Here is a 13,971-nt window from a genome sequence, read left to right on the forward strand (position 1 = left end):
GGTACACGTTAGCGAGCAGTGGTGAAACCGATGCCCCTTGTGCTGATCCTTCGGTCGTCTTTGTGCACTTCGCATCCTCGATGACTCCTGCGGCCAACCATTTGTCGATCAGTCGCAGGATTCTTTTATCCGCAATGCGATGCTCGAGAAACTTCCTCAACCACGTCCGATCCAACTTGGAGAAGAAGTCGCTGATATCAGCGTCGAGTATCCAGTTCACCTTTTTCTCTAAGATCCCGACCGCCAGCGCATCAAGCGCATCGTGGGGGCTACGTCATGGTCGGAACCCGTAGGAGAATCCGAGAAAGTCTTCTAGTATATAGCGTTCAATACCTCCACCACCCAACGTTGGATGATCTTGTCCTCCAGCGTTGCGATACCGAGTGGGCGTTGTCGTCCATCTGGTTTTGGTATGTATACCCTACGAGAAGGGCTTGCCCGTTAGGCACCGTTGTGGACCCTTTGAAGAAGATCCTCGAGGTTCTCCCTCAGATTCTCTTCGTAGGAGTGCCATGTCACGTTATCGATTTCATGGCGCAGCCTTCGGGTTAATCGCTAAATAGGCGGCCTTCAGGCGGTCTGAGTCGATGTGGTGCAATAAGTGCTGTGAACTTTGCTTGCTTGTCCTTTCTTGCTACTTCGCGCACACGATCCAGCCCGTTTGACACACCTTGTCCGCAAGTGGGTCCGGTTCTGAGTCCGGGGCGTGTTAGGTCGGTCGTGTTCCCCTTGGCCAACCCCCTTTCCTCCACTACCCCCTTTCCTCCACTACCTCCTTTCCTCCACTACCTCCGCTACCGGTCCCCCGGTTTTGTTCGACAGCTTCGTAGGTAATATGGGGTTGTCTGACTTCCCGCGCTCGTTCATCTCAGGCGTACGACCTTAGCCTTTCCTGAGCGGCCCACTGGGTGATCAACCCGACTGGCGAGCGCGGGATCTCCCGGTTCTCGCGCATGGAGGTTCCGTAGGTGCCATGGTTCTCTGACCGCGCGGGGCCCACAAGCAACTTGCGATAGCGCTAGCGGTGGTGTTGCCTTCCGCTTCCATAGACAGCGTCGGCACCTCGAATTCTCTGATTACGCGCCTCAATAGCCTGGCCTGCACGTGCCCCTGTCAACGCTTCGCCTGCGTCCTCGCGGACGCCGACGCATGACTCGGGGTCATCGTGGTTCGCTAGACCTTCGATGTAGGGCTCTTTCATCTCTTCCTCCATACCGGTTTATCCCGGCGCACCTACTGGATGGTCCGTCCCCAATCCATAGGCATTTGGTACTTTCCCTCTTGTTGATCTGCAACTTGTAGGTTTTTCCTCATCATTGGGCTTAGCCCATGTAGGTTTTTCCTCATCATTGGGTTTAGCCCATGTAGGTTTAGCCTCATCATTGGGTTTAGGCCATGTGGGTTTAGCCCATGTAGGTTTAGCCTCATCATTGGGCTTAGGCCATGTGGGCTTCGCCAAGAACGTCTAGGACTGGGTTCTCATGTTCCACATAAACGCCTGATGTTAAGGTCATGCCACCTACACGCCGGATGGCACCATATAGCCAAAGGGAGCACTAATTGGGTTAGTCTCCAAGTTGTCCCGAGAGTTCCTAGTCCCTCGGTTTCGACATCATCTATATCAATTTCGAGACACTTGCCGTAGTTGATGAAGATGGTTCGTTTTCACTCGTCTTCTTAACTCATACCTGAAAGAGTCATTGCTCTAACTTTTCCGTACCGCTTTGGACAACAGTCTTTAGCTAATGCCCCGTACGGTGGTTTGGAATCTCCTCCCAAAAGGCGATCCCGGAGGGCGTAGTTCCATCATCTATGTAGCATTGCAGTGTGATTGTTATCAGCTTCTAGGTGATTTACAACCTCTTTCATTCATGACGCACTGCGAAAGATGGGGCTAAGTAACTGGGGCCACGAACTTCTGCAAGTTTCATTCAATACTGTTAAAGGCACAAAGTTCTTATCGCAGAGGCGTCACTTATCAGTTGAGGGGGTTGGAGAACCACATAATGGTTGGGAGAGCCGACATACCTGGACCCCGCTAAAAGCTGAAGGTCCAACTCAGAGTCCACTCGACCGAGTGAACTCACGGGATTATCTATAAATAAGAAGCATCGTTCTTGCGACAGTAAGTCTGTTTTTCATGCACATGGTTTGAGTAAGACACTTTTAGTGGCACTATCAGATGCTGATACAGAAAAGTGGGCACTCTTAGCGAGTCAGCCATTGCCCGGAGACCTTTTTTTGGTACCTAATGATCGACCAAATTCAAACGTGAACCACGGAGTAGTCGCTAAGATTCGTCAACGTCAAAAGCGGTTAACCTACCTCGAAGTAAACCAAGTTGTAGCTGCCTACTTCGGAGGATCGACTACATACGAAATCGCAAGCCAGTTTGGACTTCATCGCCACACAGTTAGTCGGCATCTCAAGGATCGCGGCATTCAGCTCGGTCGACGACGTTAACAGTTCTTTCTCGACGAAATCTTTCGGCCGACCAATTGTCTTCAACTAGGTTGTCAGAAAAGATGTTTTGGCGAAGTCTATTTTTACATTCTCGAGAGTTCATAATGCACATTTAGAGTCGTTTTGGCTTAAAGAGGGTATGGTGACATCTTCATTAGTAACTTGGAGTCAATATTCACGCTAATAAACTCAAGCTCTCGCCTTGTGCCTTTGTTAGCAGTCATGCTGATGGATGAGGTCTAGTCAGCATCGTTCATCAAAAATTAGTCGCTGTTCGTGTTCGCTTGCGGCGTTCTGTATGGTTAACCCCAAATACGTCACCAGTGTTTCCACGATTACTTCCAGCGGTTCAGTAGCATCGAGTACGATGTCGGCGATAATAGCGAGGCCAGATATCTCTTCTTCCACAGCGTGCCTTGGGACTCTCAATGCTTCACCTCGTTGGACAAGCCGTCCTTCCAACGTGTTGGCGTCGCAACTCAGGAATACAAGGACTACTTGAGTGTCCCTCATCACGTCACGTATGCCTGACAAAGCACCAATATGGCGAATCCCATCAACTATCAATACGTCAAATCCACCTGGAAGATCAACAAGCAGTTGGGATACGAACGCGTGCCAACCTTCACGGATCATGGCCGATCCGACTTCTTGCAGGGATAGACGCGTCGATGGCAGCCCTTGTGCTTGGGCTCTAGCGCGCACTACGTCGCCAAAGGACCGCACGTGGCAACCCGACAACGTCTCAGCCAAGGACCAGCAGAGCGTGGTCTTGCCGCTCCCAATGTGGCCACTCACGCATATGACGTGGGTCAAAGCTGCGAATCCTGCTTTTCGCCGCTTTGAGGCGATTGACGCAGGACGACCCATCCACGCTTATCGACTTTAGATACACGAACGCGTGGAAGCTGTGTTGCCATTTCCACCCCCAGAAGCGTCACGTAGTGCTTTCCAATGCGTTGCCGCCAAAAGTCCGAACTCTCAGCACAAATAGCATTAGAATACGTCATTCGTATTAGATCAAGCTCTTTCTTATTTTGGAGGGTTTTACAATCGACCGATGACACTGTAAAATATCCGACCACTGGCCCAGCTTTCAAGAAAACTAGATCACCTACCAACACTCGGTTATACGGAGCAATTGCGTGTTTTGAAAACCTAGATTCAATGGTCTTCTTCCCGCTCAAAACTAATGACAAAAATGGCTCGACAAAAATGGCAAGATGAATGCCCACCGCATCATCAGCGAAACGTGAGCCTAGTTCAGCCCACTCATTAGAACTATCCACTGCGGACCGCAAGTCTGACATAATCTGTTCCGTCGTCATTAGCCATGTTCTCGATCCATGTGTTCCTGAAGTTTGAGTAACAACACATCAAATAGTCGCCGACTCACAGAACTCGAGAAACCGATGCGTCGCCCATGATTAATAATATTGGACAAGGTGAATTGCATATGTTTAAGATCATCATTACACATTTCAATCAGAGTTTCAAGTGGCTTAGGATGAGCAACACCGAATATGCGATTTCCACTTGTCCAGAACCCGATTTGTTGGCGCACGGGATCTCGGCGACTTACCGTTTTCAAAACGTTCCCTGGCACAAGGCTCATTAGGTCTGTCGGTACTCCCGAGGAACGGATCTTTATTCGGACAGGTCCGAATTGAACCTCAGACCATTCCTCCCTTTTCGGAGGCGAAAGGGTTAAAGACGTGGGCCCTACTTTTGAGAGGACCAGTAGATCTCCGTGCCTCCAAGTGTCCGGTACTAGTACACTCACAGATGAGGCTCGTAGTGACATCGCTTCGAAATGCGGTGTTCTATATCCGATAGAGCGGATAATCTCGTCCACTTGGAGGAGACCTAATGCTGGCAAGAGTTCTAATAGCTGCGCTCTCTCTGACATCACGCCTGGACGTGTCGCTAGGCTCGGTTGGCAAAGCAGGACAGATGCGCCCATGCTACAAACACGAGAAGCGGCATCCAGGAACCACAGAGTGTCGTCAAGGTACCAAGGCGGATCGAGAATCGCGGACTCTGCCTGGAGGTATGGCACTTCGTCCTTTGACAGGTCGATAGCGAGAATTCTATGATCTTTACCATTAATCGTTTCTGTCAGATAACTATTGCGATCCAAGAGCACATGATGGTGTTGGGGAAACGTCGATACCCCTAGCCGGTATGTGCTATGTGTGCCAATGTGCACCACGGTCGATAAGTTACTTAGGCCATCAACTGCACGGGATACGAGCTCAGCAGAGCTATCGATAGTGAACCGCCAGTCTGCATCAAACGGATGAGATACCGGGAGAGGCTTATGTCGCGTTGTTGGCCCAGCGGATGATAAGGAAGGGAGATGTCGTCGTTGCGTCTCAAGCTCCCACAGCGTGAGTAGCGTGGTGGGATAATACCCTGGAGAGATCTCAAAGACAGCTTCTAAATCCACTATCGTGCTATCATCTAAACTAGTAAGCCAAACCTCTGCCTCTTCACGGAAGGCCTTATCCTCAAGGTCGAATAGCAAGACTAATCAGTCCTCAGCGATACCAGTGGCATTGACATAAGTAGCTCGTCCTCACGAAATCGCATGCGAAGTTCTTCATTCCAAGCTTGCACGGCCTCCTCCTGTACTGCCAATGAACGGCGGTGTGTCTCGCGAAGGCGAGGTTCAACAACGCCGAAAGGCTGAATTTGCAAAGGAACAAGTCTTAGAGGTAGGTTCTTGTGAATAACCTGCAATCGATCTACAAAGTCACCCATATCTCGTGTAAGTGATGGTGCTTCTGGAACGGTGAATGTGGCATAGGCGTACGTATCAATGCCAAAGTCCACCAGCCGCTTGAAGAGCTTAAACTGGCGGGCGAATAGTGTCTTATCGGCTTTAGTATTAAAAGTGAAGGAGGCTTCATTGAAGCCCTTGAAGCATCCAACTCGGCCATAAAGGCGATATTCTCGCACTAATTCTCGTTCAGAAGGTTGTAGAAATCGCCAAAAATAGTCGTTGCTTAGATTGTCGTCAGACCAAAGGTAGACTGCGTTATCCAATCCGCGCTTGCGCAAGGCCGTCATCATCCAGACGAGCCATTCAGGGGAGAGGTCAGGTTGACCACCAGAGCAATCTATTATTAGCGGGCGATCCGGCTCGCACATATACAAGTCCACTAGCTCTTGTGCCGTGAACCAGCCGGACCTAGTCTCGTTGGCTGAAAGCAAATTGTACGGCACGAAACAATACCAACAACGCCAATTGCATGCGGCAATCTGGAATACCTGCGCAGTCATCACATCTGTTGGATCTAGTGCCAGGCGATACGAGGCAGGTATGATTGGCAATGGATTGGCAGGCCAAGGGTGTGGTGCGCCAATCCGAAAGTGGTGCACACGCCCGTATCCTTTGCAATTTGTGGGCTGCGAAAGATCCTGTTCTTGAGCGGACTGTTCGATACGTGCCAGGAGAATCTCCTGTGTCGATATCCTTACGGCCTTGCTGCGAAGCCTTGCCGAGATTTGTTCATGGTCTAGTGAGGTCATGGCACTCCCAATTTGGTTGGCTTGATGTCTCGTCTCGGCACGGTCTCAAGGACTCCAACCCAAGCACTCTGATTGCTATCTTGCGTTCTACTCTGTTTCCCAATTCCGTCACCTTCACTCGTTGAACTGTACCAACTTGATCCCTAATTGGTACGATAGTGCACGCATCCTATATATGGGTGCTCATAGGTGATAAACCTACTGGTAGTGAGTTTCCTTTATTAAAGACACGCTATTTAGTTATCAGCATGGCATGATTCTACACCGTGTTAGTATTTAGGTCCAGTTAAGCGAAGGAAGTTATAAGGATCATGTGTCCTAACTGTATGTCCGAGAAGAACTTGTCTGTCAAGGAAACTCGACGTACGTATTCGGCGTCGATTTGGCGACTGCCTATACGATTTCGTAACGATCGAGCAGGTCAGTGGCGACCAGTTTCAAGTTCGAGAGCCTGACGGTCACGAAGAGGCGTTCGAACTTGCAAAGCTGCGCAAGGGCAAAGATGATGAACTTAGCTGTACATCCCGGGAAATAACAAGTCGTTCCCGAGAATGCGAACAGAGCCCTCTCAGTCCCAGTCCTATAATCGCGCTGTCCGGGAGGTGCCATTGTTCTACGAAGCCAGTCGAGACATCGTGTTGAGCCGCGCCACAAAAACGCCATTAAATTTCTGGACACCAAAATACATGGCAGATGAAACTTTCTTGCGGTGCAACATTGCAGATTACTTTAGGAAAATGTACAGTGCTCTTACAGCCGTTCAAATATGAAACCTTTTAGTCCCCAGTCCAAGATTGTCAAATGCTTGGCAAATTTATCATTAAACCAATTTTCTCTATCACGATCTCTACGGCCTATGGGATAGCGAGTAGGTTGAGCTTCGCTCGGAGATGGTAAGTCCCTGCTAGCAATACCAAACGTATCTAGGTTTGGATCATCGTAGCCCAATCGCCTCTGTCTCATAGTCTTCGGATGACCTAAACAACTTTGCGGTACTTGAAAACCTAAGTGCGGCAATATGGTCTACTCGACGCAAACATCGAATAACTTCGGCTGCGATCTGACTTGAAGTCACAATCGCCTGACCGCGAAGTTCCCTCTCAACCTCATCTGCGATTTTCGTTGCAAAAGTAAAGACCGTATTATCAGATTCTCCTCGGCCCTTTGATGCCACTCCAATAGATCGTTCCAGCTTTTTCCGATCGTAGCTTCTCCGATCCCCATTCCTTTTCACAACGTAATGAAGTGTAGTATAAGCTGGAAAATGCTTCAGTTCCGGGTAGGTATCGTGAAGCCAACGTCGGAAATCGTCAACGGTCCTCCAACCCCTCGTAGGCTCGCTTCGGTCCAAACGGCCTATTTGGGTAAGTGCATAACGAATATGCCACACATCATTAAAGGCTCTCAAATGAATGAGCACGATATGGCCAAGTTCCTGGCTTCCAATCACACTCTCATGAGAAACCCGGCGAGCCTCTAAATAGATGGATTCAATTAGTTCAGTGAGCCGTCCGTTGTTCGCTACCTCTACCGCAGCTTTCACTATTCCGTTTCTCAACTTAACACGGTCAAACGGCTCTTCCTTGCCGTTCCTCTTTCGCACCTTCAGCGTTATCTCGCTTACATGTTCCACGGTGGTAAAATCGTAGTAACACCCTCCACAGCGTCTTCGTCTCCGGATCCCGCCGTCAGCTGATCTCCGTGTTTCTTTCACAGACAAGTTCTTGCTGGACCCACAATTCGGACACTCCATGCTTCTCTCCCCTAATTATAACTATCACTAGTGTACTGTTCTAACCTACAACCTATGCCCCTACTGGTAGTGCACAACTAGATATGTGAGGTACTAGTTATAGGTTTCGCAAATACGTTCCACGCTTACTAGAGCTGCCTCGGATAGTATGGCGATTGGGATTAGAAACGATCCCAGTAGTAGAGAGGAAAGTAGACATGAACAAGGACCAAGCAATTCAGGCAGCACAGCAAGCGGGTGTACGGCCAGGAGATTACATCACATTGCAAAATCTAGGTCAGATCGAGCACGACCACTGGCATGCTGGTCGGACTTCAGGCCCTACGCACGTAGACGGCTGGAAGGTAGCCAACATCGGAGGCGACTGGCAAGCAGCAAAAATTCATAGCGACTAACACGCCATAGAAGACGGATCTTCAAAGCAAGAAGATCCGTCTTCTATTTTGGAAGCACAACACGTTGACATCCTTGTTCTTCGATTATAAAATGAAAGTTATTCTCATGAATAAATATTCAACCGAAGATGTAATATATAACAACGAACTTCAAATTGTCGAGTCGCTTTTCGCATTTCATCCACAATATTTTTCGATGATTGACTCCCGTCAGCTCGATGCTCTGTCCAGATACTATTTATTTAATAAGCCGTGCCCTGAGAACATATTCGCATATCGCCGCAACCTTGTAATACACGACCGCCTTATCGAACAAACAGCAAGAGAGACATTGTCGAAATTAATGCAAATTTCCGGAATGAATTGAGTCATTGTATATCACTGCTTGAGCGCGTCCTGAGTTGAATAATTCTTTAAGTTCCAAATAGCTGGTTTCTTCTTTCGCCCTAGATACCGTTATTTTCTATAGATATTCCGCTGATGCGATGGCAGAAGGTACGCTATGTCCTTTTACTTCCCTAGGGTCATTACACAACCATTCAAGATGTTACTCATTTTCTATACGACACTTTAACTCTTTATTTCTGAGCGAGCAATTCTCAAGTTTTCTTTGGTAACTTGTGTGGGTGACATCGAAATAGGGGGCTTAAGCTCTGGACTGAAGAACATCACTTCATTACCTCGATAACGATTAGCGGCACTATAACTTAGAGAATACTGGATTGATTGATACCCGCGATATAGGTCAAAGATCGGTGTAACGGCATCATAAGAAACGATCCATGAACTCCGAAGACTTGTTACTCGTATCGCAATCTCTTCGTGGTGCTTATGTTCATAAAAGTTCTTATAGAGACCTCTTCCTTTTTCGTAATACGGAGGATCAATATATGAGAGAGTGCGTTGAGCCGAATCTATTGACCCTGTCTGAAGGAAATCTTTAGCGTCCGCTTGAGTTAAGGTGATTCTATTTCTGAACCGGGCCACTTTTCTAATGCGCTGGATCAAATTAATTTTGTTATATCTTGCATCGAGTTTCCATTGACCATGCTGATCTTTCCCGCCTATTGGTCCACCTGTTATGATTCCCGATCTATTCGTTCGGTTGAGGAAGAAAGTGGAAAACGCAAGGTCTAAATTTGTCGGATCACTGGCTAGTTGTACATCGCGCTGCCGTTCCCATTCTTCAAAAGAGACCTCGGTATCATAAATTTTTCGACAAAGGTCCTCTGTGCAGTTGAGAACCGCATCCCAGAATGCAAAAATGCTCCGGTCCAAATCATTGAGATGAATAGCATTTACATATTCTTCGAAAAGAAGTGCCAATCCCACTGCCGCGCCACCTGCAAAAGGCTCAATATAGTCACATCCAATTAACTGGTTTTGAACGATTAAAAGCTTGATGAAGTTGGCTAGCTTTCTCTTTCCACCTGGATAACGCAGTGGCGACGGATATGTGATCAGAGAAGCGTAATTCAAGCCCAAATCGTCTCTAGAAAAGGTTGAAGTGTGTCCCATCCGGTCCTAATATCAGATGGAGTGGGATTAACGTGAAAATTATGAACATATTGATTGAATGTTGCAGTCGAGGCTTGGATCATGTTTCGGTCATTGTTCGCTACAAGCTCTATAGCCTTTTTAAGCTGATCATTGATTTGCTCTCTCACATAAAGATGCCCAGCTAGGACCTTCATTTTCTTCGCTAATGGGTCAGTTGACTGATATTCGTTGCTCAACTCACCATTGGATTGCAGACTATGCGTAATACTAAGTTCGAGGAACAATCTAAGAAGAATCGCGCCTGCATTAGGATATGTTTCAATATTAAGGGTCTTCAGTTCATTGTAGATCCTATTGATTCTTGGTGGCGGAATATTGAGCATGCAAGAAGAGGGTATAACGACGGTTCGTTCGACCGTATTGCGATGACGGCGACGTTTAGGTGTTTCAACTATTGGTGTGATTCGTCCAGTAACAAGTTCACCTAGCAGTGCAGGTGACTCCCAACGTTCGCTTCTTGGCACCATTGAATTAGGTATATTTTCTGCGAACTTTTCTCGGTTTGCGGCGTGATATACGTCATGCACGTTTGAAGTCCCACTTAGAAAACTTTCGACCACATACGAAAGTCCGTCGACCAGTTCGCTGACCGGATAATAACTTACGATTTGACCATCAACGATTTCAATGCCTAGCTTCTCTCTAACGCTTCTGCTAGAAAAAAGTCTCTCGATATTTGTCAGAATCTTCCGCCCAGAATTTTGTAATTCGGGTTCGAGTGATCCATATTGCAATACGAAGTCAATTACTTGTCCGGCAGGAGATCGGCTCCCGCTATGGCGAGCAGCAAATCGGTCTTTCTCATTCGAATTCCATTCAAACAAACCGGCACCATCATTTAGACCGGTGTGTCTAAGTTCAATCCAGTGATCGGCTTCTTGAGGATTATCAAAGAGACGTGCTTGGATTGTATCGATCGGCTTTTCGTGGAAGCGTGCTGAAAGCGTTCTCAAACGACGCTGATCCTTCGAGGATAGACATTGTTCTAAAATTGATGGCGTGTCTAACGCCTTGAGAGCTAAAACTCGTCTATTCCCTTCGATTACCTTGTATCGCATTTTTTGGTCTTTAGTGGGAATAATTGCAATTAGGTTCATAGGATCTAATCCATTTTTAATTATGTCGTCTGCAAGAACCACTACCTTAGTTCCAAGCATCTTGCCGAGTTCAATGTATACATCTTGCTGTGAATTTTGTTTTTGTCCTAGGCGGGGATTTTCTTCGTCAAGTAGTAAATCACTTACAACAACCTCGACAAGTTCAGCCATCGTTTCAACCCCCTGTAAATCGAACTTGACAAAGCATTCTGATGGTTCGTGATCAACCATCATTCTGCCACAAACCATTAATCGTTTAGATTCGCAGAACAGCTTATTCGTCCGAGAGATGCCAATTTGAGATTTCCGTCGAATTAAGAGTATTGCGTCATCAAAACCCAGCGATTCGGCGCTATGGCGAAGAATTGTCGCTCGAGAGTATTAGCGAACAAGGAATTCTCAATGCCAACGGTCTCAGATGAACTCAGGCTTAGTGGCCTGCTGATATAGGATACGTATCCGCATAAGTGGAAATCCTCAGATAAGAAGAAAGGACAAGAGCAAACTTTGTCATTCTGACATGCCTGATAGTGGCTTACCGGTGAAGGACTTCGTACCTAAACAGATACAGCATCGCTTGCATGCCGACGAGATTATTGAATTGATGGCAGCCTACCAAGCTGGAATCCTAATGAAAGATTTGGCAAAGCGCTACCAGATTGATCGCCGAACGGTATCAGCGATATTGAGGCGACAGGGAGTGGATAAGCGCCCTCGGCGGACCCGTTGATTGATTTGACTGAGAGATCTGTGGAGAGGTCAAGCCCCGCGGCACACTTCAATCCTAAGTCATCAATCATCGATCTTACAAATACCGCAGATTTTCCAACATACTCGCCGATTGCTAAACCAACCCTCAACTCACGAGCTATCATGTCTTTGCAGTACCTCAGGTGCATCTAGCTCCTCGGAGATCAGGATCCCTTGACACTGACTTGGGAGATGGGAGATGAAATATACTATGCCCCAGGCCAACATCGGATCGCTTCTTGGTGACTACCTCAGCGGGTCCTCCACCTACAAGCTCGCTCTCAAATATGGTCTAAACCGCCATACTGTCAGCAGTATCCTCGGAAAGTCTGGCATTCAGCCCGGTTGCCACCAACCCAGCGGCTGATCTTTGCTGAGTTCCCTAGACACTGGCAGAACGAGAGCCTATAAGTCCAGGCTACCTCGGAGGAAGAAGCCCAGTTGATCAAGACCTCGTCGCTACTAGCTCGAACCTCCTTCCATGTGCTGTCCGGCCTCGAGTCACAGTTCCGGAAAGAGCAACTAGTCTTGCAGTTAGGAACGCCGCGAAACGTGGAGTGTATGTGGGGTGTTAGTCCGCTCGATCCATTCGAAAGTTGAATATAAGCACTGGACCAGAGGCTGTCTACACACAGTCGCATTTGGAGGTGATTCTTGCCTCAATTGATTATTGCCGCAGGCAAGCCCTATTTGGTGATGCAGCCCGAACATCGAGCCGACCTTGAGAACCTTGTTTCCCTGCTGAGATCCGGAGGTCTCAGCGCCGACCTTCAGATAACTGAATACGATCCGGGGCGTAGAGGAATCAGTTTCAATCAGGCCGAAGCCGTAGCTATCTATATCGGTGGTGCCATGACCGTAACGGTGATCGCAAACTTGACAAACGATATTTACGACAGGGTCAAGAACTGGGCAATTGCACGCTTCCTTGCAAAGGTAAAGAATGATCCCAATGGCTTGCACCGTCCAGAGACTTTCACGATTTACGGCCCTGACAACGAGATCCTCAAAAGCTGGACGATCGACGACGGAGGCGAACACGAGTCCTAGCGAACGGTCTTCCATAACGACTTCCGTCGATAAACACTCCTGTTAATAGCTTCTCAGCGATTCTTTAATCAATCCGAACCCAAAGCTACTCCGCAACGACGACAAGTGCACGACGCAACGCACCAACTGCGTCGACAACGGCATTCATGATATCCTGATTGCCGTCCCAGAAGCCCAATGGCACAGGATGTTCCGAGGTTCTAGTTAGCGACTGAAGCAGTTCAACTAACCCACGATCCTCAAAGGTTAGTGCCGGATCGTTTCTTTTTCCATACCCCCGAAAAAGTCGCAGTTTCGGTGATCGAAAAGCATCGCCCGCGAGGTCGACCTTGAAAGGGTGGTCAAAAGCGAACAGGTCGTGAAACGCCTGATTCCGGGCATCAGCAATGACTGAACGATATCTCTCTAACGATGGCTTTCCCTTACCCACGAGCGAAAATGGCAACTTGGTGAAGCAATGGGCGAGCTCCACCTGCTCGAAAACTGTTAGCCAGAATATTAGCGGCTTGAGATCACAGATTCCCACCATAAGGCTTAGGAACGCGCGAGCACCGTCGGCAAAATTATAAGCCACCCTCAAGAGTTCGTTGTAGACCTCATCGTCGTCCGACTTGTCGCGGTGGATGAATAGCGCTTCCGAAAACGCTTTCACTTGTTGCTGTATTCGAACGAGCATGTTGCTGAGGATAGATGGAGCCTCGTCCACTATGTCTGTCAAGTCAACAGGACGAGCGACGGTCTCCTGGAGAGCATGAAAAGCAGTCTCAAAGATATCACTCAAGGCTGTGATGTCGATCTCGTGGTGAGCAGCTGTCGCTTGCACTGCCGCCCAAGTCGAATCCAAACTAGTAATGTCACCCAATATGATCGCATCATTCAACAACTCGGCCGCAGAAATTTGGTTTGGCGAATAGCGCAATACCTGAGCCCAAGAAACTCCGACGAGATCAACTTCTGCGGCTTCTGGATCGCCTATTCGACCAACCAAGCTAAACATAATCGAACCCAGCAGCGGCAATTGTTCCAAAATCGCGGTTCTAAGATCAGCGGTATCATACTCTCCAATCACTTTTGCCGGAAGGCGCTTGAATTGCGAAGTGATTCGACTTTTCATTGTTATGATGATCGGTGGTAAGAGGAAGCCCCCATTCTCGTCAACGCGAATCGCAAGATAATGAACGTTTTTGATAGTTGATTGACCCTCGCGAAGTAGAAACGAATTATTGAAAACTATGTGATCGTTAGGGCGAATGGACTCGGCACCCTTCCAGGCGTCGAACGCGTCCGACGCAAGAAGTAATTCGCACTGATCAACCACTGCTCGCTCAATGCGCTCGACTCGTTCCATCATTACCACCACCATGTATTT

13 protein-coding genes and 2 pseudogenes are annotated in these 13,971 nt (G+C 48.0%); 6 read left to right on the top strand and 9 right to left on the bottom strand.

Annotated elements, in window-relative coordinates; all coding sequences use genetic code 11:
• Positions 1-220, bottom strand: a pseudogene (locus AXFE_RS20355) (reverse transcriptase domain-containing protein); the annotation flags it as partial.
• 1,949 nt (positions 221-2,169) lie between these two features.
• Between AXFE_RS20355 and AXFE_RS04355 the strand changes: the two are divergent.
• Positions 2,170-2,463 carry a hypothetical protein gene (locus AXFE_RS04355; protein ID WP_052604663.1) on the top strand — a complete coding sequence of 98 codons (294 nt, stop codon included), beginning with the start codon at positions 2,170-2,172 and terminating at the stop codon, positions 2,461-2,463.
• A 243-nt stretch (positions 2,464-2,706) separates the two neighbouring features.
• Here AXFE_RS04355 and AXFE_RS04360 read toward each other — a convergent pair whose 3' ends face one another.
• Complete coding sequence (locus AXFE_RS04360; RefSeq protein ID WP_082058472.1) at positions 2,707-3,333, bottom strand: AAA family ATPase; 627 nt, start codon at positions 3,331-3,333, stop codon at positions 2,707-2,709.
• A complete protein-coding gene (locus tag AXFE_RS04365; RefSeq protein ID WP_160291726.1) occupies positions 3,276-3,773 on the bottom strand; it encodes an ASCH domain-containing protein in 498 nt (165 codons plus the stop codon). The genes AXFE_RS04360 and AXFE_RS04365 overlap by 58 nt, the downstream gene beginning before the upstream one ends.
• Positions 3,774-4,332: 559 nt before the next feature.
• On the opposite strand from AXFE_RS04365, the gene AXFE_RS19055 reads away from it, so the two are divergent.
• Positions 4,333-4,545 carry a hypothetical protein gene (locus AXFE_RS19055; protein WP_152625855.1) on the top strand — a complete coding sequence of 71 codons (213 nt, stop codon included), beginning with the start codon at positions 4,333-4,335 and terminating at the stop codon, positions 4,543-4,545.
• Positions 4,546-4,992: 447 nt separating this feature from the next.
• Here the strand turns inward: AXFE_RS19055 and AXFE_RS04375 are convergent, their stop codons facing one another.
• From AXFE_RS04375 to AXFE_RS21310, 3 genes and pseudogenes are all read right to left on the bottom strand, one after another.
• A complete protein-coding gene (locus tag AXFE_RS04375; RefSeq protein ID WP_052604667.1) occupies positions 4,993-5,997 on the bottom strand; it encodes a hypothetical protein in 1,005 nt (334 codons plus the stop codon).
• 934 nt (positions 5,998-6,931) lie between these two features.
• Positions 6,932-7,630 carry an ATP cone domain-containing protein gene (locus AXFE_RS04390; RefSeq protein WP_052604670.1) on the bottom strand — a complete coding sequence of 233 codons (699 nt, stop codon included), beginning with the start codon at positions 7,628-7,630 and terminating at the stop codon, positions 6,932-6,934.
• Positions 7,631-7,636: 6 nt separating this feature from the next.
• Positions 7,637-7,750: pseudogene (locus AXFE_RS21310) on the bottom strand (NrdR family transcriptional regulator); the annotation flags it as partial.
• 197 nt (positions 7,751-7,947) lie between these two features.
• Between AXFE_RS21310 and AXFE_RS04395 the strand changes: the two are divergent.
• Positions 7,948-8,145, top strand: a complete 198-nt coding sequence (locus AXFE_RS04395) for a hypothetical protein (RefSeq protein WP_152625856.1) — start codon at positions 7,948-7,950, stop codon at positions 8,143-8,145.
• A 106-nt stretch (positions 8,146-8,251) separates the two neighbouring features.
• A complete protein-coding gene (locus tag AXFE_RS04400; RefSeq protein WP_152625857.1) occupies positions 8,252-8,512 on the top strand; it encodes a hypothetical protein in 261 nt (86 codons plus the stop codon).
• Positions 8,513-8,715: 203 nt separating this feature from the next.
• Here AXFE_RS04400 and AXFE_RS04405 read toward each other — a convergent pair whose 3' ends face one another.
• Both AXFE_RS04405 and AXFE_RS04410 read right to left on the bottom strand, forming a co-directional pair.
• Positions 8,716-9,624 carry a DNA adenine methylase gene (locus AXFE_RS04405; protein ID WP_200891185.1) on the bottom strand — a complete coding sequence of 303 codons (909 nt, stop codon included), beginning with the start codon at positions 9,622-9,624 and terminating at the stop codon, positions 8,716-8,718.
• Positions 9,621-10,973 (bottom strand): hypothetical protein, encoded by a 1,353-nt coding sequence (locus AXFE_RS04410; protein ID WP_152625858.1) that lies wholly within the window; start codon positions 10,971-10,973, stop codon positions 9,621-9,623. Before AXFE_RS04410 ends, AXFE_RS04405 begins: the two co-directional genes overlap by 4 nt.
• A gap of 370 nt (positions 10,974-11,343) precedes the next feature.
• Between AXFE_RS04410 and AXFE_RS19060 the strand changes: the two genes are divergently transcribed.
• A complete protein-coding gene (locus AXFE_RS19060) occupies positions 11,344-11,532 on the top strand; it encodes a hypothetical protein (RefSeq protein ID WP_152625859.1) in 189 nt (62 codons plus the stop codon).
• A gap of 674 nt (positions 11,533-12,206) precedes the next feature.
• Positions 12,207-12,602 (top strand): hypothetical protein, encoded by a 396-nt coding sequence (locus tag AXFE_RS04420; RefSeq protein WP_052604675.1) that lies wholly within the window; start codon positions 12,207-12,209, stop codon positions 12,600-12,602.
• Between the two features lie 85 nt (positions 12,603-12,687).
• On the opposite strand, the gene AXFE_RS04425 is transcribed toward AXFE_RS04420, so the two are convergent.
• Positions 12,688-13,953, bottom strand: coding sequence for a hypothetical protein (locus AXFE_RS04425; RefSeq protein ID WP_052604676.1), 1,266 nt, complete (start codon positions 13,951-13,953; stop codon positions 12,688-12,690).
• Between the last annotated feature and the right edge of the window lie 18 nt (positions 13,954-13,971).

The sequence above is a fragment of the Acidithrix ferrooxidans genome (genome assembly GCF_000949295.1).
Lineage (GTDB): Bacteria > Actinomycetota > Acidimicrobiia > Acidimicrobiales > Acidimicrobiaceae > Acidithrix > Acidithrix ferrooxidans.

Excerpts from the sequence above, each read along its gene's own strand:
- AXFE_RS04360 (WP_082058472.1), bottom strand. The coding sequence starts at position 3,333 with ATGGGTCGTCCTGCGTCAATCGCCTCAAAGCGGCGAAAAGCAGGATTC.
- AXFE_RS04365 (WP_160291726.1), bottom strand. The coding sequence starts at position 3,773 with ATGTCAGACTTGCGGTCCGCAGTGGATAGTTCTAATGAGTGGGCTGAA.
- AXFE_RS19055 (WP_152625855.1), top strand. The coding sequence starts at position 4,333 with ATGCTGGCAAGAGTTCTAATAGCTGCGCTCTCTCTGACATCACGCCTG.
- AXFE_RS04375 (WP_052604667.1), bottom strand. The coding sequence starts at position 5,997 with ATGACCTCACTAGACCATGAACAAATCTCGGCAAGGCTTCGCAGCAAG.
- AXFE_RS04395 (WP_152625856.1), top strand. The coding sequence starts at position 7,948 with ATGAACAAGGACCAAGCAATTCAGGCAGCACAGCAAGCGGGTGTACGG.
- AXFE_RS04400 (WP_152625857.1), top strand. The coding sequence starts at position 8,252 with ATGAATAAATATTCAACCGAAGATGTAATATATAACAACGAACTTCAA.
- AXFE_RS04410 (WP_152625858.1), bottom strand. The coding sequence starts at position 10,973 with ATGGCTGAACTTGTCGAGGTTGTTGTAAGTGATTTACTACTTGACGAA.
- AXFE_RS04425 (WP_052604676.1), bottom strand. The coding sequence starts at position 13,953 with ATGATGGAACGAGTCGAGCGCATTGAGCGAGCAGTGGTTGATCAGTGC.